The following is a 24,618-nucleotide window of genomic DNA, read 5'->3' on the forward strand; positions in this document are numbered from 1 at the left end:
ACAGAACGGGTCCGCCGCGCAAAAGCGCGACGGACCCGTCAAAATGCCCGTGCCGGGCGGGGCGTCTGTTACTTCTCGGCTACTTCTTGGCCTTGCCGGGGCCGCTGTCGTCGCTGGAGAGCACCGCGATGAAGGCTTCCTGCGGCACCTCGACGGAGCCGACCATCTTCATGCGCTTCTTGCCCTCCTTCTGCTTCTCGAGCAGCTTGCGCTTACGGGAGATGTCACCGCCGTAGCACTTGGCGAGGACGTCCTTGCGGATGGCGCGGATGGTCTCGCGGGCGATGACCCGGGAACCGATCGCGGCCTGCACCGGCACCTCGAAGGCCTGCCGGGGGATGAGCTCGCGCAGCTTGGCGACGAGCCGCACGCCGTACGCGTACGCCGCGTCCTTGTGCGTGACGGCGGAGAACGCGTCGACCTTGTCGCCGTGCAGCAGGATGTCGACCTTGACGAGCTGCGCGGACTGCTCGCCGGTGGGCTCGTAGTCCAAGGACGCATAGCCCCGCGTCTTGGACTTCAGCTGGTCGAAGAAGTCGAAGACGATCTCGGCGAGCGGCAGCGTGTAGCGGATCTCCACGCGGTCCTCGGAGAGGTAGTCCATGCCGAGCAGGGTGCCGCGCCGGTTCTGGCACAGCTCCATGATCGAGCCGATGAACTCGCTCGGGGCGAGGATCGTGGCGCGTACGACGGGCTCGTAGACCTCGTCGATCTTGCCCTCGGGGAACTCGCTCGGGTTGGTGACCGTGTGCTCGCTGCCGTCCTCCATGATCACGCGGTAGACCACGTTGGGAGCGGTGGCGATGAGGTCGAGCCCGAACTCGCGCTCGAGCCGCTCACGGATCACGTCGAGGTGCAGGAGGCCGAGGAAGCCGACGCGGAAGCCGAAGCCGAGCGCCGCCGACGTCTCCGGCTCGTACACGAGCGCGGCGTCGTTGAGCTGCAGCTTGTCGAGGGCCTCGCGCAGGTCGGGGTACTCGGAGCCGTCGAGCGGATAGAGACCCGAGAAGACCATCGGCTTCGGGTCCTTGTAGCCGCCGAGGGCCTCGGTCGCGCCCTTGTGCAGGGAGGTGATCGTGTCACCGACCTTGGACTGACGGACGTCCTTCACGCCGGTGATGATGTAGCCCACCTCGCCGACGCCGATGCCGTCGGCCGGGGTCATCTCGGGGGACGAGACACCGATCTCGAGCAGCTCGTGCGTGGCCCCGGTGGACATCATCCGGATCCGCTCACGCTTGTTGAGCTGGCCGTCGACGACACGTACGTACGTCACGACGCCCCGGTAGGAGTCATAGACCGAGTCGAAGATCATCGCGCGGGCGGGCGCGTCCGCGACGCCGACCGGCGGCGGGACCTCGGCCACGACCTTGTCGAGCAGCGCCTCGACGCCCATGCCGGTCTTCGCGGAGACCTTCAGCACGTCCTCCGGCTGGCAGCCGATGAGATTGGCCAGCTCCTCGGAGAACTTCTCCGGCTGCGCCGCCGGCAGGTCGATCTTGTTGAGCACCGGGACGATCTTGAGGTCGTTCTCCATCGCCAGGTAGAGGTTGGCGAGAGTCTGAGCCTCGATGCCCTGGGCCGCGTCGACAAGGAGGATCGTGCCCTCGCAAGCCGCGAGCGAACGCGAGACTTCATACGTGAAGTCCACGTGCCCGGGGGTGTCGATCATGTTGAGGATGTGGGTCTTGCTCTGATCCGGGCCCTCGGTGGGGGCCCAGGGCAGACGCACCGCCTGGGACTTGATCGTGATGCCGCGCTCGCGCTCGATGTCCATCCGGTCGAGGTACTGAGCACGCATCTGCCGCTGCTCGACCACACCGGTCAGCTGGAGCATGCGGTCGGCGAGCGTGGACTTGCCGTGGTCGATGTGCGCGATGATGCAGAAATTACGGATCAGAGCCGAGTCGGTACGGCTCGGCTCGGGCACATTCTTAGGGGTCGCGGGCACGCAGGGTCCTGTCTCTTGAGGCGCCTGTCGCCTCGGGTCGGATCTATACGTAGGTTCCATGGTCCCACGGGTGGGGCACTGGGCCAGGTCTGGGCCGCTCGGGGCGGGGACCACGCCCGGATTGGGCCGGTCGCGGGGCGGCTGGTAATCTGGGCAGCTGTGTCTCCTGGCCCTCTCGGCCCTGAGGTACGTGTCAAAAAAACTCATCTGCAGTACCTCTGCAGTACCTGAACCTGAAAAGGCTCTTTCGTGGCGAACATCAAGTCCCAGATCAAGCGGATCAAGACCAACGAGAAGGCGCGTCAGCGCAACAAGGCGGTCAAGTCTTCCCTGAAGACCGCGATCCGCAAGGCCCGCGAGGCCGTTGCCGCGGGTGACACCCAGAAGGCCGTCGAGGCGACGCGTGAGGCTTCGCGCCAGCTCGACAAGGCCGTCTCCAAGGGCGTCATCCACAAGAACCAGGCCGCCAACAAGAAGTCGGCGCTTGCTTCGAAGGTTGCGACCCTCCAGGGCTGAAGCCCTGTCCGAGCGCCGCTCTGCGGTCGCTCACTTGATTGACGCCGGAACGGACCCAGCGGTCCCTCTCTTCCGCTCCTGACCGGCACCTCGGATCCGCACGCGACCTGCGTTCGCCACGCGGGTGCGGATCCACCAGAGCTCGAACCGGAAGCCCCGTCTCCCGTCCTTCCCCAGGACGGCGAGGCGGGGCTTTTGGCGTTGCGCCCCGGAGGCCCATTCGAACAAGGTGGAATTTTGCATTCCGGTAACTGGGAATTCGGTCCCGTGCCACCCCGTCGCGCAATCCCTTGTGATGTAGGCGACAGAACGCCTCACCAAAGCCGCCCACGAAACTGACGTGCCGTCGCATGGTGCTAGCATTCGATCTTGTTCGACTTTGGAAAGTGTGTGCGGGCGGGGGTGAACTCCCGTACACCGGGGGGCCAGAGGAGATTCGCCCCCTGCTGACGCGTGGGGGATTCTCAGAGTGTTCGACGGGCCGCAGTCCGCAGGTAATCCTTTGTCGGTGGCACAGGAGCGCGTCTGGTTCGCTCAGAAGCTGGCCCCGAACAGCCTTCTCTACAACGTCAACGGCTACGTGGAGATTCGCGGCGCACTCGACGAGGAACTGTTCGAGAAAGCACTGCGCCGAGCGGTCGACGAGGCCGAGGTGCTGCACGTCACGTTCAGCGAGACGGACGGCGTCCCCCGGCAGTCGCTGCGCTCCGAGCGCGACTGGCCGCTGCCCCGCGTGGACCTCACGACCGACGACGACCCGCGCGCCACGGCATTCGCGACCATGGAGTCGGACCTCGAGCGGCCCATTGATCTGCTGAATGGTCCACTGTTCAAGCAAATCCTTTTCAAGGTGGGGCCCGACCAGTTCTTCTGGTACATGCGGACGCATCACATCGTGTTGGACGCCTATGCCTTCAATCTCCTCGTGCAGCGTGTCTCCGAGTGCTACTCCGCACTCACGGAAGACGGCCACGAGATACCCGCAACCCCTTTCTCGCCGCTCGACGAATTCCTCGACGAGGACACGAAGTACGCCGAGAGCGAGCGCAGTGTCAGGGACCGCGACTACTGGCTGGACAAGTACGGTGACGACCCCGACATCCTGAACCTTCCCGACCGCGCCACCGGCCTGTGGGCCGAGTCGAAGAGCCATGTCTCCTGGCTGGAATCCGATTACTTCGCGGAAATCAAACGGCTGGCCCGAGAGGCGAGGTCGACCTGGCAGGTCACCCTGACCGCCGCCGCCGCAGCCTATCTGCGGCACTTCACCCGCACCGAGGACGTCGTTCTGGGCTTTCCCGTCACCGGTCGCCTCACGCCGGTCACCCGGGAGACCCCCGGCATGAACTCCAACGTGCTTCCGCTGCGGGTCGCCGTACGCCCCGACATGTCGTTCGGCGACCTGCAGCGTCATGTCGGCCAGGAAATGCGCGGCCTGCTGCGCCACCAGCGCTACCGCGGCGAGGACCTGCGCAAGGACCTCGGCCTCGGCGGTCTCTCCCGCCGTATGTTCGGCCCCTCCATCAATTTCCTCCCCTTGGAGGAGGGCCTGCGGTTCGGCCCCTGTGTGGCCTCCGTCCACGGCATGCCCAGCGGTCCCGTCGACGACCTGGTCATCATCTTCGAGGGCGGCTCCGGCGATGACGGCATCGGTGTCCGGATCACCGGCAACAACGCCGCGTACGACGCCGAGGCCATCACCGGCCACGGGCAGCGGTTCGTCGCGTACCTGCGGGCACTGACCGCCGACCCCGCCCGGCCCATCGGCACCCTCGACGTGATGGCGCCGGACGAGCGCGGCCGCGTACTCGACGAGTGGAACGGCACCGCGGACGGCCTGGACGCCGGGACGCTGCCCGCCTGGTTCGAGGCACAGGTCCTGCGCACCCCCGACGCCCTCGCCCTGGTCCACGAGGGCGAGCGGCTGACCTACCGCGAGCTGAACGAACGGGCCAACAGGCTCGCCCACCGGCTGATCGACCGGGGAGCCGGGCCCGAGCGGCTCGTCGGGCTCGTCCTGCCGCGCTCCGTCGAACTGGTCGTGGCCGTCATCGCCGTGCTCAAGTCCGGCGCCGGATATCTGCCGATCGACCCGGACGCGCCGGCCGCCCGCATCGACGCCGTCGTCTCCGAGGCCAGGCCCGTCCTGGTGCTCGACACCGTCGAGTCCGTACGCGACGTGGCCGGGTGCCCCGCGAGCGACCCCACTGACGCCGACCGGTCCGCCGCGCTGCGGGCCGAGCACCCGGCGTACGTGATCTTCACGTCCGGTTCGACGGGCAAGCCCAAGGGCGTGGTGATCTCCCATCGCAACGTCACCCGGCTGCTCTCGGCCACCGAGGAGCAGTACGGCTTCGGCGAGCGGGACGTCTGGACGCTCTTCCACTCCTACGCGTTCGACTTCTCCGTGTGGGAGCTGTGGGGCGCGCTGCTGTACGGCGGCCGCCTGGTCGTCGTGGAGCACGCGGTCTCGCGCTCGCCCGAGGCCTTCCTCGACCTGCTCGCCGCTGAGCGGGTCACGGTGCTCAATCAGACCCCCTCGGCGTTCTACCAGCTGATCGAGGCCGACCAGCGGCGCCCGGACACGCGGCTCGCCCTGCGGTACGTCATCTTCGGCGGCGAGGCGCTGGCCCCGGGCAGGCTCGGCGAATGGTTCGCCGGCCACCCCGACGACCGGCCGACGCTCGTCAACATGTACGGCATCACCGAGACCACCGTGCACGTCACCCAGCACGCCCTCACCCGCGAGTCGGCAGCCGCGGACCGCGGCAGCACCGTCGGCCGCGCGCTGCCGGACCTGCGCGCCTATGTGCTGGACGCCGCGCTGCGGCCGGTGCCGCCCGGCGCCGTCGGTGAGCTGTACGTGGCCGGCGCCGGACTCGCCCGCGGCTACCTCGGCCGGCCAGGACTGACCGCCGACCGGTTCGTCGCCTGCCCCTTCGGCCCGGCCGGCACCCGGATGTACCGCACCGGCGACCTGGCCCACTGGACGTCCGACGGCCTGCTCGTCCACGAGGGGCGCGCCGACCACCAGGTGAAGATCCGCGGGTTCCGCATCGAGCTCGGAGAGATCGAGGCCGCGCTCGCCCACCATCCGCGCGTCGCCCAGGTCGCGGTCGTGGCCCGCGAGGACCGCCCCGGCGACAAGCGGCTCGTCGCCTATGTGGTGCCGCGTGACGGCGGGGCCGACCCGTCCGAACTGCGGTCGTACGCGGGTGAGTCCGTCCCCTCGTACATGGTGCCCGCGGCCGTGGTCGCCGTCGACTCCCTGCCGCTGACGCCGAACGGGAAGCTCAACCAGCGTGCGTTGCCCGCCCCCCGCTTCGATGCCGCGTCCGCCGGACGTGCGCCGCGCACCGCGCACGAGGAGATCCTCTGCGGGCTCTTCGCCGAGGTCCTCGGCGTGGAACGGCCCGGCATCGACGACAACTTCTTCGAACTGGGCGGCCACTCGCTGCTCGCCACCCGCCTGGCCGTACGGGTCCGGGCCGAGCTCGGCGCCGAGATCCAGCTGAGCACCCTCTTCGAGTCGCCGACCGTGGCCGGCCTCGCCGCCGCGCTCGCCGCCGACCCCGCGGCCGGTACCGCCGTACGCCCGGCGCTTGTGCCGATGCCCCGGCCCGACGCCGTCCCGCTCTCCTTCGCCCAGCAGCGGCTGTGGTTCCTGCACCAGGTCGAGGGCGTCGGGTCGACCTACAACATGCCGCTTGCCCTACGGCTGCGGGGCGACCTCGACCACGCTGCGCTGCGCACCGCTGTGGGTGACGTCGTCGCCCGGCACGAGTCGCTGCGCACCGTCTTCCCGGAGACCGACGGCGCCGCACGCCAGACCGTGCTCGGCTCCCCCGCCGTGCCGCTGCCGGTGATCGAGACCGACGAAGCGCGGTTGTCCGGCCTCCTGGACGACGCGGCGCGCACGGACTTCGACCTGTCCAGCGAGATACCGCTGCGCGCCACCCTGTTCAGGCTGGGCGAGCGGGAGCACGTGCTCGCGCTCGTCCTGCACCACATCGCGGGCGACGAGTGGTCGATGGCCCCGCTGGCACGCGACCTCGGCACGGCGTACGCGGCCCGCCTGGAGGGCGGCGAGCCCGGCTGGCAGCCGCTGCCCGTCCAGTACGCCGACTACAGCCTGTGGCAGCGCGAACTCCTCGACGACGAGACCGAGCCGGACAGCCTGGCCCACCGGCAGCTGGCGTACTGGCGCACCACGCTGGCCGCCCTGCCACAAGAGCTCGACCTGCCGACGGACCGGCCCCGCCCCGCGGTGACCGGTCACGAGGGCGCGGCGCTGCCCGTGGCCTTCGACGCGGAACTGCACCGGGCCCTGGCAGGCCTTGCGGCGGGCCGCGGGGCCACGCTGTACATGGTGCTGCAGGCCGGTCTTGCGGCGCTGCTCAGCCGGTTGGGCGCGGGCGACGACATCCCCGTCGGCAGCCCTGTCGCGGGACGTACCGACGAGGCGCTCGACGATCTCGTCGGGTTCTTCGTCAACACCCTGGTGCTGCGCACCGACACGTCGGGGAACCCCGGATTCGGCGAGCTCGTGGACCGGGTCAGGGCCGCCGACCTGGAGGCGTACGCCCATCAGGACCTGCCGTTCGACCGGCTCGTCGAGGTGCTCAACCCGGCCCGTTCCGCGAGTCGGCAGCCGCTGGTGCAGATCCTGCTTGCGCTGCAGAACACCCCGGAAGCCGGCCTGGAGCTGCCCGGCCTCGAACTCGACCGGTACGGCGTCCACCCCGGCGGATCCAAGTTCGACCTCTCGCTGAGCCTGACCGAGACACGGGACGCCGAGGGCGCGCCCGCCGGTCTCGAGGGGTTCATCGAGTACAGCACCGACCTGTTCGACCAGGGCACCGTGGAGCTGATGGTGGCCCGGCTCGGGCGGCTCCTGAGCGCCGCGGCGGCCGAGCCCGAGCGGGGCATCGGCGACATCGAGCTGCTCACGGCCGCCGAGCACACCCAGCTGGCGAGCGACTTCAACGACACCCGCCGGGACGTGCCGCGCCTGACCGTGCCCGCGCTCTTCGAGGCCCGTGCCGCCGGGTCCCCGGACGCGCCCGCCGTCGTCGACGACACCGGCACCGGCATGTCGTACGGAGAGCTGAACCGGCGCGCCAACCGCCTCGCCCGCATGCTGATCGCGCGCGGCATCGGCCCCGAGGACACGGTGGCCCTGATGCTGCCGCGCTCGGCGGAGCTGGTCGTCGCGGTCATCGCCGTGCTCAAGGCCGGTGCCGCGTATCTGCCCGTCGACCCGGCCTATCCGGCCGACCGCATCGCGTATCTGCTCACCGACGGCGCGCCCCGGCTCACCCTCACCACGACCGCTCTCTCGGGCGGGCTGCCCGCGGGCACGGCGCACTGGACGGCCGAGGAGTGGGCGGCGGCCGATGAGGCGACGGCCGGGCTCATCGGCGAGGGCGTTCTCCCCGGCACGGGTGTGCTCTCCGGCGGCGACGTCCTCTCCGAGGTGGGCGACGTTCTCTCCGAGGTGAACGTCACCGACGCCGAGCGGCTCAGCCCGCTCACGCTCTCCCATGCGGCGTACATCATCTACACCTCGGGATCCAGCGGCCGCCCCAAGGGAGTGGTCTGCACGCACACGGGCGTGGCGAGCCTGCTCGACGCCCGGGGCAACCTCCTCGACCTGGGCCCCGGCGACCGGGTGCTTCAGTTCGCCTCGCTCAGCTTCGACGCGGCGTTCTGGGAGCTGTCCATGGCGCTGCTGTCCGGCGCCACCCTGGTCCTCGCCTCACCCGACCGGCTGCGGCCCGGCGCCCCGCTGGTGGCGCTCGCCGCCGAGCACGAGGTGACCCATCTGCTCCTTCCGCCGTCCGTGCTCGACGTCCTCGCGCCGTCGGACCTGCCGACGGTGCGCACGCTCCTGGTGGGGGGCGAGGCGTCGTCCGGCGAGCTGGTGGCCCGCTGGTCCCCCGGCCGCCGGATGATCAATGCCTACGGTCCGACGGAGATCACCGTCTGCGCGACGATGAGCGCGCCGCTGTCCGGCGACGCCAAGCCGCCGATCGGCCGGCCGGTCACCAACATGCGCGCCTACGTCCTGGACGCGCGGCTGCGCCCGGTGCCGGTCGGTGTCGTGGGTGAGCTGTATCTCGCGGGCGACGGTGTGGCGCGCGGTTATCTGGGGCGTCCGGGTCTGACCGGCGAGCGCTTCGTGGCCTGCCCGTTCGGCGAACCCGGCGAGCGCATGTACCGGTCCGGTGACCTCGTCCGCTGGAACACCTCCGGTGAGCTGGAGTACCTGGGCCGCGCGGACGACCAGGTCAAGGTCCGCGGCCACCGCATCGAGCTCGGCGAGATCGAGTCCGTGCTCACGGCCCGGCCGACGGTCGCCCAGGCGGTCGTGGTGACGCGGGCCGACCGTCCGGGTCAGCTCGTGGCGTACGTGGTTCCGGCGGACCCCGGTCAGGAGGTGGACGTGGCGGAGCTGCGCGGCCACGTCGCCGCCACCCTGCCCGAGTACATGATCCCGGCCGCCGTCGTGACCATGGACGCACTGCCACTGACCCCGAACGGGAAGCTCGACCGGCGCGCGCTGCCCGCACCGGACTTCGGAGCAGTCGCGGCGGGGCGTGCACCGCGCAGCCCGCGCGAGGAAGTCCTGTGCGGCCTCTTCGCCGAAGTCCTCGGCGTCCACCAGGTCTCCATCGACGACAACTTCTTCGACCTTGGCGGACATTCACTCCTCGCCACGCGTCTGGTCAGCCGCGTGCGGTCGGTCCTGGGTGTCGAGCTGTCCCTGGGCGCGCTCTTCGAGACGCCCACCGTGGCCGGACTCGCCACCGCCTCCGACGAGGCCGACACCGCACGGCCCGCCCTGACGCGGCTGCCGCGTCCGGATGCGGTGCCGCTGTCCTTCTCGCAGCAGCGGCTGTGGTTCCTCAACCGTCTGGAGAGCGCGGGCGCGCTCTACAACATGCCGCTCGCCCTGCGCCTCACCGGCACCCTGGACCACAAGGCGCTCCAGGCCGCGCTCGGCGACGTCGTCGCACGGCACGAGTCGCTGCGCACCGTCTTCCCCGACACCGACGGCGAGGCACACCAGACCGTCCTGGGCTCATCCCCTGTGCCACTGCCGGTGACCGAGACCGACGAGCAGGCGCTTCCCGGCCTTGTGAGCGCGGCAGCGGGTGCGGGCTTCGACCTGTCCCGTGAACTGCCGGTGCGGGCAAGCCTGTTCAAGCTCGACGCGACCGAGCACGTGCTCTCGCTGGTCCTGCACCACATCGCGAGTGACGGCTGGTCCATGGGCCCCCTCGCCAACGACCTAGGCACGGCCTACGCCAGCCGCATCGAGGGTGCGGCCCCGAACTGGCAGCCACTGCCGGTCCAGTACGCCGACTACGCCCTCTGGCAACGCCAACTCCTCGGCGACGAAACCGAGTCCGGCAGCCTGGCCCACACACAGCTCGACTACTGGCGCGACACGCTGGCAGAACTCCCCGACGAGCTGAACCTTCCCACCGACCGGCCCCGCCCCGCGGAGGCGAGCCACCGCGGCGGCCGGGTCACGGTGGACTGGGACGCCGAACTGCACCAGGAACTGGCCGAGTTCGCCCGCGAATCCTCCTCGTCCGTCTTCATGGTCGTCCAAGCCGCCCTCGCCGCCCTGCTCAACCGACTCGGCGCGGGCGACGACATCCCCATCGGCAGCCCCATCGCCGGACGCACCGACGAAGCACTCGACGACCTCATCGGGTTCTTCACCAACACCCTCGTCCTGCGCACCGACGTATCGGGCCAGCCCACCTTCCGGGAACTGGTCTCCCGCGTCCGCACCACCGACCTCGACGCCTACGCCCACCAAGACATCCCCTTCGAACGCCTCGTCGAACTCATCAACCCCACACGCTCACGAGCCCGCCACCCCCTCTTCCAGGTGCTCCTCGCCTTCCAGAACACTCCTGAGGCGTCGCTGGAACTGCCCGGCCTCTCCGTCGGGATCGAGCCGGTCGACATCGGCGTCGCCAAGTTCGACCTGTCGATCAACGTCCAGGAGCGGCACGGGAGTCAGGGCCCCGCAGGCATCGGCGGCACGCTGGAGTACAACGGCGATCTCTTCGACCACGACACCGCGGCCGCGCTCACCGCGCGCCTCGACCAGACCCTGCGTGCGCTCCTGACGGACCCGGACCGCCCGGTCAGCCGTGTCGAACTCCTCGGCGACGACGAGCGACGCCGCATCCTGACCGACTGGAACGACACCGCCACCCCGGTCGAGCACGGCACCCTCCCGGCCCTCTTCGAGACCCAGGCCGCCCGCACCCCGGACGCCGACGCCGTCAGCCACGACGGCACCACCCTCAGCTACGCCGAACTCAACTCGCTCGCCAACGGTGTGGCACGGCAGCTGACCGAGCGGGGCGTGGGCCCCGAGGACCTGGTGGCAGTGGCCATGCGCCCGTCGCCACGGCTGCTCGCCGCGCTGCTCGGCGTACTCAAGGCCGGTGCCGCCTATCTGCCGGTCGACTGCGACTATCCGGCCGACCGCATCGCGCACATGCTGCGCGACTCCGCCCCGGCCCTGCTCCTGACGACGGAGGAAACGGTCGCCGGGCGGGCGGAGTTCGACGGGGAACCGTCCGGCCTGCCACGGCTCTTCGGCGACGGCCTGCCGCCCGTCGCCGAGAACCCGGACGACGAGCGGCGGACCAGTCCGCTGCGGCCGCACCACCCCGCCTACGTCATCTACACCTCGGGTTCCACCGGTACGCCCAAGGGCGTCGTCGTGGAACAGCGCAACCTCGTCGACTACCTGGAGTGGGCGGGACGGAGCTACCCGAGCGCGGCCGGATCCACGCTGCTGCACTCCTCGGTGTCCTTCGACATGACCGTCACCGCGCTCCTGACACCACTGACCGTCGGCGGAACCGTGTGCGTGGGCAGTCTCGACGAGGCCGGCCTTCCGGCCACCGCGCCGACCCTGCTCAAGGGCACGCCCAGTCACCTGCCGCTGCTCGAAGCCCTTCCCGGGCACGCGTCGCCGACCGGCGACCTGCTGCTCGCGGGCGAGGCGCTCTCCGTCGAGGCCCTGGAGAGCTGGCGCTCCGCGCACCCCGCGGTGACCGTGCGGAACGTCTACGGGCCGACCGAGACCACCGTCAGCTGCACGGAGCACCGGATCGCCCCCGGCACGGGTCCGGAATCCGGGCCGCTGCCGATCGGCCGTCCGCTCGCCAACACCCGTCTGTACGTGCTCGGTTCGGGGCTGCTGCCCGTTCCGGCCGGGGTGCCCGGAGAGCTGTACGTCGCCGGACGCGGTGTGGCGCGCGGTTATCTGGGGCGTCCGGGTCTGACCGGCGAGCGCTTCGTGGCCTGCCCGTTCGGCGAACCCGGCGAGCGCATGTACCGCACCGGTGACCTCGTCCGCTGGAACACCTCCGGCGAGCTCGAATACCTGGGCCGCGCCGACGACCAGGTCAAGGTCCGCGGCTTCCGCATCGAACCCGGCGAGATCGCCGCCGTCCTCGACCGCCACCCCACCATCACCCACGCGGCAGTCGTCGTACGCGAAGACCGCCCCGGCGACAAACGACTCGTCGCCTACGTCGTACCGACCAACCCCGGACAGAAAACGGACGCCGCCGAACTCCGCGCCCACGTAGCCGCCACCCTGCCCGAATACATGGTCCCGGCCGCCGTCGTGACCATGGACGCACTGCCCCTGACCCCGAACGGGAAGCTGGACCGGCGCGCCCTGCCCGCACCGGACTTCGCAACCGCCACGGCGGGGCGTGCACCGCGCAGCCCGCGCGAGGAAGTCCTGTGCGGCCTCTTCGCCGAAGTCCTCGGCGTCCACCAGGTCTCCATCGACGACAACTTCTTCGACCTTGGCGGACACTCACTCCTCGCCACCCGTCTGGTCAGCCGCGTGCGGTCCGTCCTGGGAGTCGAGCTGTCCCTGGGCGCGCTCTTCGAGACGCCCACCGTGGCCGGACTCGCCACCGCCTCCGACGAGGCGGACGCGGCTCGACCGGCCCTCACCCGCCGGCGACGCCCCGAAGCCGTACCACTGTCCTTCGCCCAGCGCCGCCTGTGGTTCCTCAACCGTCTGGAGAGCGCGGGCGCGCTCTACAACATGCCGCTCGCCCTGCGCCTCACCGGCACCCTGGACCACAAGGCGCTCCAGGCCGCGCTCGGCGACGTCATCGCCCGGCACGAGTCGCTGCGCACCGTCTTCCCCGACACCGACACCGGCACCGGCACCGACGGCGAGGCACACCAGACCGTCCTCGGTATCGAGGCCGCGTACGTACGCATCCAGCAGGTCACCGTCTCCGATGAGGCACAGCTGCGTACGGCACTGCGTCAGGAGATGACGACGGGCTTCGATCTGTCCTGCGAACTGCCCGTGCGCGCCGCCCTGTTCACGCTGGGCGCGGACGAGCACATCCTGTCGCTGGTCCTGCACCACATCGCGGGCGACGGCTGGTCCATGGGCCCCCTCGCCAACGACCTCAGCACGGCCTACGCCAGCCGCATCGAGGGTGCGGCCCCGAACTGGCAGCCACTGCCGGTCCAGTACGCCGACTACGCCCTCTGGCAACGCCAACTCCTCGGCGACGAAACCGAGTCCGGCAGCCTGGCCCACACCCAGCTGGAGTACTGGCGCAAGAACCTCGCCGCCCTCCCCGAGGAACTGGAACTGCCCACCGACCGGCCCCGGCCCGCGGTGGCCAGCCACGACGGCGGCTTGATCCCGCTCGACTGGGACGCCGAACTGCACCAGAAACTGGTCGAGTTCGCCCGCGAAACCTCCTCATCCGTCTTCATGGTCGTCCAAGCCGCCCTCGCCGCCCTGCTCAACCGACTCGGCGCAGGCGACGACATCCCCATCGGCAGCCCCATCGCCGGACGCACCGACGAAGCACTCGACGACCTCATCGGGTTCTTCACCAACACCCTCGTCCTGCGCACCGACGTCTCCGGACAACCCACCTTCCGCGACCTCGTCTCCCGCGTCCGCACCACCGACCTCGACGCCTACGCCCACCAAGACATCCCCTTCGAACGCCTCGTCGAACTCATCAACCCCGCACGCTCACGAGCCCGCCACCCCCTCTTCCAAGTGCTCCTCGCCTTCCAGAACACCCCGGAGACGGCCCTCGAACTGCCCGGCCTCACCATCGGGGCCGAGCCGGTGGACACCGGTGTCGCCAAGTTCGACCTGGTGTTCAGCCTGCGCGAGCGCGCGGAGACCGGCGGCATGCACGGCCTGCTCGAGTTCAGCGGTGACCTCTTCGAGGCCGACACCGCCGCGGGTCTGGCGCGCCGCCTGGAAGGCCTGCTGCGCGCCGTCGTCGCCGACCCCGACGTACCGGTCAGCCGTGTCGAACTCCTCGGCGCGGACGAGCGGCAGCAGGTGCTTGCCGAGTGGAACGACACCGCCACCCCGGTCGAGCACGGCACCCTCCCGGCCCTCTTCGAAGCCCAGGCCGCCCGCACCCCGGACGCCGACGCCGTCAGCCACGACGGCACCACCCTCAGCTACGCCGAACTCGACGCGCGGGCAAACCGCCTGGCCCGTCTGCTGGTCAGCCGTGGCGTCCGGCCCGAGTCGGTGGTGGCCCTCGCCGTCCCGCGCTCGGCGGAGCTTGTCGTGGCCGTTCTCGCGGTGGTCAAGGCCGGCGCGGCCTACCTGAACATCGACCCGGACTACCCGGCCGAGCGTGCCGCCTACATGTGCGCGGACGCCGCACCCATGGGCCTGCTGACCGTGGGCGACGCCGGAAAGCGCGTCCCGGACTCCGTGCCGCGCTGGCACCTCGACGGGCCCGATGCCGCCGCCGAGCTCGCCGCCTTCCCGGCTGCCGCCCTGACCGACGCGGACCGGCACTTCCCGCTGCGCACCGACCATCCCGCGTACATCGTCTACACGTCGGGCTCCACCGGTACGCCCAAGGGCGTCCTGGTCACACACCAGGGCCTGGCCGGCCTCGCCCTCTCCCACCAGGAGTCGCTCGGCGTGGACGGCGCGTCGAGGGTGCTTCAGTTCGCCTCGCTCAGTTTCGACGCCTCCGCCTGCGAGCTGGCCATGACCCTGCTGGCCGGTGCGGCCCTGGTCGTGCCGCGCCCCGAGCAGGTCATCGGGGACGCCGTGGTGCGGCTCATGGCCGAGGAGCGGGTGACGCACGCGATGCTGCCGCCCGCGTTCGTCGCCACCCTGGACCCCGAGCGCGTACCCGCACTGCGCGGTCTGATCACCGGCGGCGAGGCCTGCCCGCCCGAGGTGACCGCCCGTTGGTCGGCCGGGCGGCGGATGCTCAACGCGTACGGCCCGACCGAGTCGACCGTGTGCGCCACCCTGAGCGCCCCGCTGACCGGCGCCGTCTCGGCACCGATCGGCCGCCCCATCGCCAACACCCGTGTGTACGTGCTCGGTTCGGGCCTGCGCCCGGTGCCCGCCGGAGTCGTCGGTGAGCTCTACCTGGCAGGCGACGGCCTGGCGCGCGGTTATCTGGGGCGTCCGGGTCTGACCGGCGAGCGCTTCGTGGCCTGCCCGTTCGGCGAACCCGGCGAGCGCATGTACCGCACCGGTGACCTCGTCCGCTGGAACACCTCCGGCGAACTCGAATACCTGGGCCGCGCCGACGACCAGGTCAAGGTCCGCGGCTTCCGCATCGAACCCGGCGAGATCGCCGCCGTCCTCGACCGCCACCCCACCATCACCCACGCGGCAGTCGTCGTACGCGAAGACCGCCCCGGCGACAAACGACTCGTCGCCTACGTCGTACCGACCAACCCCGGACAGGAAACGGACGCCGCGGAACTCCGCGCCCACGTAGCCGCCACCCTGCCCGAATACATGGTCCCGGCCGCCGTCGTGACCATGGACGCGATCCCGCTCTCCCCCACCGGCAAGGTGCACCGCGAGGCGCTGCCCGCCCCGGACTATGACGCGGTGATCTCGGGGCGCGCCCCGCGCACCCCGCGCGAGGAAGTGCTCTGCGGCCTCTTCGCCGAAGTCCTCGGCCTCACCAGGGTCGGCATCGACGACAACTTCTTCGACCTTGGCGGACACTCACTCCTCGCCACCCGTCTGGTCAGCCGCGTGCGGTCCGTCCTGGGGATCGAGCTGCCGCTCGCCGCCCTGTTCGAGGCGCCGACAGTGGTGGGGCTCGCCGCCGTGTCGACCGGCGCCGAAGCGGCCCGCCCTGCGCTGGAGCGGCAGGAGCGTCCGGAGCCGCTGCCGCTGTCCTTCGCCCAGCACCGCCTGTGGATGCTGAGCCGCCTGCACGACGCGGACGCCCTCTACAACATGCCTGTGGTGCTGCGCCTCACCGGCGCAGTGGACCGCGAAGCCCTCCAGGCCGCGCTCGGCGACGTCGTCGCCCGGCACGAGTCGCTGCGCACGGTCTTCACCGAGTCCGACGGGCACGCGGAGCAGCGGATCCTCGCACCGGCGGAAGCGGCCTTCTCGCTGTCCTTCACGCGGACCGACGAGCAGGCGCTTCCCGGTCTGCTGAGCGCGGCAGCGGGCGCGGGCTTCGACCTGTCGTCCCACATACCGCTGCGGGCCCGCCTGTTCACCCTGGACGAGACCGATCACGTCCTGCTCCTTTCCCTGCACCACATCGCGGGCGACGGCTGGTCCATGGGCCCCCTGGCGAACGACCTCGGCACGGCCTACGCGGCACGCCTGAAGGGCGAGGCGCCCGCCTGGCGGCCACTGCCCGTCCAGTACGCCGACTACGCCCTCTGGCAACGCCAACTCCTCGGCGACGAAACCGAGTCCGGCAGCCTGGCCCACACACAGCTCGACTACTGGCGCGACACGCTGGCAGAACTCCCCGACGAGCTGAACCTTCCCACCGACCGGCCCCGCCCCGCGGAGGCGAGCCACCGCGGCGGCCGGGTCACGGTGGACTGGGACGCCGAACTGCACCAGAAACTGGCCGAGTTCGCCCGCGAAACCTCCTCGTCCGTCTTCATGGTCGTCCAGGCCGCCCTCGCCGCCCTGCTCAACCGACTCGGCGCAGGCGACGACATCCCCATCGGCAGCCCCATCGCCGGACGCACCGACGAAGCACTCGACGACCTCATCGGGTTCTTCACCAACACCCTCGTCCTGCGCACCGACGTCTCCGGGCAACCCACCTTCCGCGACCTCGTCTCCCGCGTCCGCACCACCGACCTCGACGCCTACGCCCACCAAGACATCCCCTTCGAACGCCTCGTCGAACTCATCAACCCCTCCCGGTCACGGGCCCGACACCCTCTCTTCCAGGTGCTCCTCGCCTTCCAGAACACCCCGGAGACGGCCCTCGAACTGCCCGGCCTCACCATCGGGGCCGAGCCGGTCGACATCGGCGTCGCCAAGTTCGACCTGTCGCTGAGCCTGCGGGAGGGCACGGACGGGCAGAGCGCCGCCGGAATCCGCGGCATGCTCGAATACAGCACGGATCTCTTCGACCACGAGAGCGCGAGCCTGATCGCGCTCCGGCTGCGGCGACTGCTGCACGCGGTCGTCACTGATCCGGACGTCCCGGTCGGCCAGGTCGACATCCTCGGCCCGGACGAGCGGCACCGGACCCTCGTCGAGTGGAACGACACGCGCGTGGCCGTTGCCGGGCTCGACTCGACGGCGCACGAGAGGTTCGCCGAGCAGGCGCGGCTGCGGCCGGACGCCGTGGCCGTCACCTCCGGCGACCTGCACCTGACGTACGCGGAACTCGACCGGAGGGCCAACGGCCTCGCCCATCATCTGGTGGGCCTGGGCGTGCGCCCCGAGGACCGGGTCGCCGTGCTGATGGAACGGTCCGCGGACCTCGTTGTCGCCCTGCTCGCCGTGCTCAAGGCGGGCGCGGCCTACGCGCCGCTGCACGAGAGCTACCCGGACGAGCGCATGCGCGATGTGCTGCGCGGCTCCGGCGCCCACGTCCTCGTCACCGACCGCGCGTGGCGCGAGCGGGGCGTTCCGGAGAACGCCGCGCGGGTGGTCATCGCCGAGGAGGGCGGGTCCGCGGAGCACGCGCCTGTGGTCCCGGGGCGGTCCGACGCTCTCGCGTACGTCATGCACACCTCTGGTTCCACCGGGGAGCCCAAGGGCATCGCGATATCCCACCGCGCCCTCCTGGAGCTGGCTCTCGACCCGGCCTGGGCGGACGGGGGCCGCCATGAGCACGTGCTGATGCACGCCCCGTACGCCTTCGACATCTCCGACTACGAGCTGTGGGTTCCGCTCCTGTCCGGTGCGCGGGTCGTCCTCGCGCCCCCCGGTGAGCCGGACATCGCCGAGCTCAAGCGGCTGATCGTCGAGGAGGGCATCACCGGCGTCCACTTCACCGCGGGGCTCTTCCGCGTCGTCGCGGACGACCTGGGTGACGCGCTCGGCGGCGTCAAGGAGATCCTCACCGGTGGCGACGTGGTGTCGGTCGCGGCGGTCGAGAGCGTGCTGCGCGCCGCTCCGCACGTGGCCGTGCGTCACCTGTACGGGCCCACCGAGATCACCCTGTGCGCCACGACGCATCTGGTCACCACCGCGGACGGTCTCGGCGACCGGCTGCCGATCGGCCGTCCGATGGCCAACACGCGGACGTACGTGCTCGATTCCTCGCTCGCGCCGGTGCCGGTGGGTGCCGTCGGCGAGCTGTACATCGCGGGCGCGGGCCTGGCGCGCGGGTATCTCGACCGGGCCGCGCTCACCGGCGAGCGGTTCGTCGCCGATCCGTACGGTCCGGCGGGGAGCCGGATGTACCGCACGGGTGACCTGGCGCGCTGGCTGCACGACGGCACTCTGGAGTTCGCGGGCCGGGCCGACGACCAGGTCAAGGTGCGCGGCTTCCGCATCGAGCCGGGCGAGGTCGAGGCGGCGCTCACCCGCCACCCCTCGGTCGCGCAGAGCGCGGTCGTCGTCCGCGAGGACCGTCCCGGTGACAAGCGGCTTGTCGCCTATGCCGTCGCGGCGGATCCGGCCCACGGTCTCGATCCGGCAGAACTGCGGGCCTACGTAGGGGACTTGCTGCCCGACTACATGGTCCCGTCGGCCGTGGTACCCCTGGACGAGCTGCCGCTGACCCCCAACGGAAAGCTGGACCGGGCCGCGCTGCCCGCTCCCGTGTACCGGACGGGATCCGCCACCGCCCCCCGCACGGACCGGGAAGTGCTGCTGTGCCGCCTGGTCGCCGAGGTGCTCGGCCTTGAGCAGGTGGGCGTCGAGGACAACTTCTTCGAGCTCGGCGGGGACAGCATCGGCTCGATCCAGCTGGCGAGCCGGGCCCGCTCGGCCGGTCTCGCGCTCACCCCGAAGGACGTCTTCCGTACCCGCACGCTGACCGAACTTGCGGCTGCAACAGGCGAGTTGACGGAGCAGGGCGCCCCGTCCGCGGCGGATGACGGTGTCGGGGACATACCGCTCACCCCGGTCGTGCGCGATCTGCGCGCACGCGGCGGCAGCCTGGACGGACTGCTCCAGTCGGTGCTCCTGCAGGTACCGGCCGATCTCACCGAGCCGGGCCTCGCGGCGACGCTGCAGGCGGCCGTCGACCAGCACGACGTCCTGCGCCTCGAAGTCGTGGACGACGACTGGCACCTGCGGGCGCGGCCCACCGGCACGGTGTCGGCCGCCGAGCACCTGCGCCGCGTCGACACGGCAGGCCTGGACGAGGAGTCGGCCCGCGCGCTGATGGCCAAGGAGGCGACCGCCGCGAGCGAGCGGCTCTCGCCGCAGGACGGCGTGCTGTTCCAGGCCGTCTGGTTCGACGCGGGCCCGGCGACCTCCGGACGACTGCTCCTGACACTGCATCACCTGGCGGTGGACGGCGTGTCCTGGCGTGTCCTGCTGCACGACCTGAGCACAGCCTGGAGCGCCGTCGCGGCCGGCACCGCACCCCGCCTAGAAGGGGTGGGCACGTCCTTCCGGCGCTGGGCGAATCTCCTGGCCGAGGAGGCCTCGCAGCCTTCCCGTACCGCCGAACTCGCCTACTGGACCGGCCTGTACGACCGGCCCGAGCGGCGCATCGGCACACGGGAACTCGACCCGGCACGGGACACCACCGCCACAGCGCACTCGCTCGCGGTGGCGCTGCCCGCCGCGGTGACCGACGCCGTGCTGTCCCGAGTGCCCGCCGCGTACAACGCGGGCGTCAACGACGTGCTGCTGACCGCGCTCGCCCTGGCGTCACTGGCCTGCCGCGACAGCGGCGACGAGAGCCCGGTGCTCGTGGAGGTCGAGGGCCACGGCCGGCACGAGGACCTGGCGGACGGTCTCGACCTGTCCCGCACCCTCGGCTGGTTCACGAGCGTCCACCCCGTGCGCATCGAGCCGGGCGACGTCGACTGGGACGATCTGTGGCAGGCGGGGCCCGCGGTCTCGGACGTACTCAAGCGCGCCAAGGAGCAGCTGCGGACCGTTCCCGGACAGGGTCTTGGCCACGGCCTGCTGAGGTACCTCAACGCCGAGACCGCGCCGGTGCTCGCCGCACTGCCCGTCCCGCAGATCGGCTTCAACTACCTGGGCCGGTTCGACGGTTCGGGGCAGCCGGCCGACTGGGGTCTGGCTCCCGAGGCCGCGACGGCCGACGGCGCGGGCATCCCGCCGGGGACAGCGATGCCGCTGCGCAATCCACTCGCGGTCAACGCCATGACGCGGCCGGGACCGGAAGGACCCGAGCTGCGCGCCGTGTGGACGTGGCCGGACGGTCTGCTGACCGAGGCGGAGGTGTCCGCGATCGCGGACGCCTGGGTGCGCGCGCTGACCGTGATGGCCCGGCATGTGGAGCGTGCCGACGCCGGTGGCGCGACGGCATCGGACTTCGACCTGGTCAGCCTCGACCAGAGCGAGATCGAGGCGTTCGAGGACGAGTTCGCCTTCGACGACTTCACCGAATTCGACGAGAACGACCAGTTCGACAGGTTCGACAAGTTCGACCAGGTCGACAAGGACGGGGACCAGGGATGAAGCGCGAATCGGGCGCGAAGCGCGCTCCGGCACGCATTGAGGACGTGCTGCCGCTGACGGCCCTCCAGGAGGGCTTCCTGTTCCACTCGATGTACGACGAACAGGGCGCGGACGTCTATCACTTGCAGTTCGTCTTCGACCTGCGCGGGGACCTGGACACCGCGGCCCTGCACCGGGCCGCCGACGGACTGCTGCGCAGGCACGGCAACCTGCGCGGGGCGTTCCGCCAGCGCCGCAACGGCGAATCGGTGCAGGTCGTCCTCGAACGGGTGCCGGTGCCGTGGAGCGAGCTCGACCTCTCGGCGCTGTCCGAGGCCGAGCGGGCGGAGCGGCTCGCCGACGCGCTCGCCGACGACCGGGCGACCCGCTTCGACCTCAAGAAGCCCCCACTGATCCGCTGCCGTCTGATCCGGCTCGGCGCGGCCGAGTACAGGTTCGTGCTGACGAGCCATCACATCCTGCTTGACGGCTGGTCGGTGCCGCTGCTGCTGCACGAGCTCTTCACCATGTACGCCGAGGGCGGCAGCGATCACACCCTGCCGCCCGTCCGGCCCTACCGCGACTACCTGCGCTGGCTGGCCGGCCGCGACCGCACGGAAGCCACCGCCGCCTGGCAGCGGCACCTCGCGGACCTCGAGGGGCCGACCCTGCTCGGCCCGCCCGGCGCGGGCCGCGAGACCGTGCTGCCCGATGAGGCCGAGGCCGAGCTGGACGCGGAACTCACGGCGGCCATCGCCGAGTTCGCGCGGCGCGGCGGCCTCACCCTGAACACGGTGGTCCAGGGCGCCTGGGCGCAGGTGCTCGGCGCGCTCACCGGCAGCGACGACATCGTCTTCGGCGCGACGGTGTCGGGGCGGCCCCCGGAGCTCCCCGGCGTCGAGTCGATGATCGGCCTCTTCGCCAACACCGTCCCGGTGCGGCTGCGTCTCGACCCGGCCCGGTCGGTGGCGGACACGATGGCGGGCCTGCAGACCGAGCGCTCGTCCCTCGCGGCGTACGAGTACGTCGGGCTCGGCGAGATCCAGCAGCTCGCCGGGGCAGGCGGTGAACTCTTCGACACGCTGTACGTCTTCGAGAACTACCCCGCCCCGTCCGGAGACGGCAGGCCCGCCTACCAGGGCCTGGAGATCGCGGGCACGGAGGGCCAGGGCGCCGCTCACTACCCCCTGACGCTCACTGTGCTGCCCGGCACACGGCTCCGGTTCCGGCTCACCTACCGGCCCGACCTGTTCACCCGTGAGACGGTGCTCGGCTGGGCCGAGCGGCTGCGCCGGGTGCTGCTGGCCGCCGTGGCCGCCCCCGAGCTGCCCCTCGCGCGGGTGGACGTGCTCGACGCCGCGGAGCGGCACCGCGTCATCGAGGAGTGGAACGACACGGCGGGCGCGCTCTCCGAGCGGTGCTGGCCCCGGCTCTTCGAGGAGCAGGTGCGGCGCACCCCTGAGGCGGCGGCGCTGTGGCAGGACGGCGGCGTCACCACGTACGCCGAACTGAACGCCCAAGCCAACCGTCTGGCGCGCCTCCTGGTGGCACGCGGCGCTGGGCCCGAGACGCTCGTCGCCCTCGCACTGCCCCGCTCCCCGCAGCTGGTCGTCGCCCTGCTCGCCGTACAGAAGGCGGGCGCCGCCTATCTTCCGGTGGACCTCGGGCACCCGGTCGAGCGCGTCGCGGCGATCCTCACCGCGGCCGGTCCGCAGGCCGCCCTGACCACGTCGGACGACCGGCACCGGCTGCCCGACGGCCAGGTGGCGCTCTGCCTGGACGACCCGGAGCTGCGGGCGGCCCTGGCGGTGCAGGACGAGCGGGACCTGACCGATGCGGAGCGCACCACCGCGCTGCGGCCCGAGCACCCCGCCTACGCGATCTTCACCTCGGGTTCCACGGGCGCGCCCAAGGGCGTCGTCGTCCCGCACCGGGCGCTGCTCAACTTCCTGACCGCGATGGGCGGCACGTTCCCGCTGGACGCCACGGACCGGATGCTCGCGGTGACCACGGTCGCGTTCGACATCCACGCCCTGGAGCTCCAACTGCCGCTGCTCAGCGGGGCGAGCGTGGTCGTGGCCGACCGGGACGCGGTACTCGACCCCGCCGCGCTCGCCGGTCTGATCCGCCGCAGCGGGGCGACGATCATGCAGGCGACGCCCACGCTCTGGCACTCGCTGCTGTCCGAGCAGGCCGGCGCCGCCGAGGGCCTGCGGATGCTGGTGGGCGGCGAGGCGCTGCCCGCGGCGCTGGCCGCCCGGATGCGGGAGACCGGCGCGGAGGTCACCAACCTCTACGGACCCACCGAGACCACGGTGTGGTCGACGTCCCTCGTGATCGAAGGCCCCGTCCAGGGCGCGCCCACCATCGGCCGCCCGATCCTCAACACCCGTGCCTACGTGCTCGACAGCACCCTGCGCCCGGTCCTGCCCGGCGTGGCCGGAGAGCTGTACCTGGCGGGCGAGGGTCTCGCCCGGGGCTATCTGGACCGACCCGCGCTCACCGCGGGACGCTTCGTGGCGGACCCGCACGGGACCCCGGGGGCGCGGATGTACCGCACCGGTGATCTGGCGCGCTGGACCCCGGACGGCGAACTGGAGTACCTCAGCCGCACCGACCACCAGGTGAAGGTCCGAGGGCACCGGATCGAGCTGGGCGAGATCGAGACCGTACTCGAAGCCGACGCGCGGGTGACACAGGCCGCGGTCCTTGTCCGCGAGGACCGGCCCGGCGACAAGCGTCTTGTCGGGTACGTCGTGACCTCAGGGACCTCAGGGACCTCAGGGACCTCAGAGAACGTCTCCGAGTCGCTCCGGGCGCAGGTCCGCGGTCGCCTGCCGGACTACATGGTCCCCTCGGTCGTCATCACGCTGCCCTCCCTGCCGCTCACCCCGAACGGCAAGCTGGACCGCAAGGCGCTCCCGGCGCCCGGCGTCACGGACCGCCCCGGCACCGGTGGGCGCGCGCCGCGCACCGAGCAGGAAGCGATGCTGTGCGGGCTGTTCGCGGAGGTGCTCGGCCTGGAATCGGTCGGCATCGACGACGACTTCTTCGACCTCGGCGGCCACTCGCTGCTCGCCACCCGGCTGGTCAACCGCGTCCGTGCCGAGCTGGGCACCGGCACCTCGATCCGCAGCATCTTCGAGGCACCGACCGTCGCCGGACTCACCCGGCGGCTGCACCAGGACGACGACCCGTTCGCCACCCCGCTGCGGCTGCGCGCCGGACAGCGGGGCAGCACCCCGTACTTCCTGATCCACCCGGTGGTCGGCATCGGCTGGTGCTACTCCGGGTTCATCACGCGCCTGGGCCAGGACACTCCCGTCTACGCTCTGCAGGCCCGCGGCCTGAACGCCGACGAAAAGTGCGCGGCCGATCTGCGGGAGATGGCCGCGGACTACGTGGCCCAGATCCGCGCGGTCCGGCCGACGGGCCCCTACCGCCTGATCGGCTGGTCGTTCGGCGGCCTGGTGGCCCACGAGATCGCCACCCGGCTGCAGAGCGAGGGCTCCGAGGTCGAACTGCTCGCGCTGCTCGACTCCTACCCCGCACGGGCGGAGGAGACCGGCGCCCCGGACGGCGACCTGGAGCAGGAGATCCTCGCCGTGCTCACGGCCGCGCTCGGCCCGGCCGCGGGCGACCGGGGCAGATCCCTGTCGGCGGCGGAGATCGCCGAGCTGCTGCGCGAGCAGGACAGCCCGCTGGCCGGCATCGGGGAACGCGGGATCGCCGCGTTCAACCGGGTTGCCACCAACAACCGGCGGATCGCCGGGGAGTTCGAGCCCGGCGTGTTCCAGGGCGACGTACTCGCCTTCCGCTCCGGGCAGGCCGACGGGGCGCACCCCTATGCCGTCAAAGCGTGGGACTCCCACGTGACGGGAGAGATCCATGAGTACGAAGTGGACTGCACTCACCTGGAGATGACCACCCCGGCCGCGCTGGACGTGATCACTCAGGTACTGAACGACCGGATGTCCGGTCGAGGACAAGGAGAGGAAACAGCATGACGACCAACCCCTTCGAGGACGACAACGGCAGCTACCTGGTCCTGGTCAACTCCGAGGGCCAGCACTCCCTGTGGCCGGCCTTCGCCGACGTACCGGACGGCTGGGAGCGGGTGCACGGCGAGGACACCCGGCAGGCATGCCTTGACCACATCGAGCAGAACTGGACGGACATGCGTCCCAAGAGCCTGGTCGATGCCATGAACTCCATGAACACCGAACGGGCCTAGCAAACCGGGGAA

The 24,618-nt window shown here is 71.2% G+C and carries 5 protein-coding genes; 4 read left to right on the forward strand and 1 reads right to left on the reverse strand.

All coding sequences use genetic code 11. The features are described from left to right. Positions 1–79: 79 nt before the first annotated feature. Complete coding sequence (lepA, locus tag AB0O76_RS04520) at positions 80–1,951, reverse strand: translation elongation factor 4 (RefSeq protein WP_365485343.1); 1,872 nt, start codon at positions 1,949–1,951, stop codon at positions 80–82. Positions 1,952–2,200: 249 nt separating this feature from the next. On the opposite strand from lepA, the gene rpsT reads away from it, so the two are divergent. The 4 genes from rpsT (at position 2,201) to AB0O76_RS04540 (ending at position 24,606) form a co-directional block, all read left to right on the forward strand. Continuing rightward, positions 2,201–2,467, forward strand: coding sequence for a 30S ribosomal protein S20 (gene rpsT, locus AB0O76_RS04525; protein WP_135334171.1), 267 nt, complete (start codon positions 2,201–2,203; stop codon positions 2,465–2,467). A 508-nt stretch (positions 2,468–2,975) separates the two neighbouring features. Continuing rightward, entirely contained in the window at positions 2,976–20,393 is a 17,418-nt protein-coding gene (locus AB0O76_RS04530; RefSeq protein WP_365485345.1) for a non-ribosomal peptide synthase/polyketide synthase, read from the forward strand. Next, complete coding sequence (locus tag AB0O76_RS04535; RefSeq protein WP_365485347.1) at positions 20,390–24,379, forward strand: amino acid adenylation domain-containing protein; 3,990 nt, start codon at positions 20,390–20,392, stop codon at positions 24,377–24,379. Before AB0O76_RS04530 ends, AB0O76_RS04535 begins: the two co-directional genes overlap by 4 nt. Beyond that, positions 24,376–24,606, forward strand: coding sequence for an MbtH family protein (locus tag AB0O76_RS04540; RefSeq protein ID WP_365485349.1), 231 nt, complete (start codon positions 24,376–24,378; stop codon positions 24,604–24,606). Before AB0O76_RS04535 ends, AB0O76_RS04540 begins: the two co-directional genes overlap by 4 nt. The last annotated feature ends 12 nt before the right edge of the window (positions 24,607–24,618 follow it).

The sequence above is a fragment of the Streptomyces sp. NPDC086554 genome, from assembly GCF_040686095.1.
Taxonomy (GTDB): Bacteria; Actinomycetota; Actinomycetes; order Streptomycetales; family Streptomycetaceae; genus Streptomyces.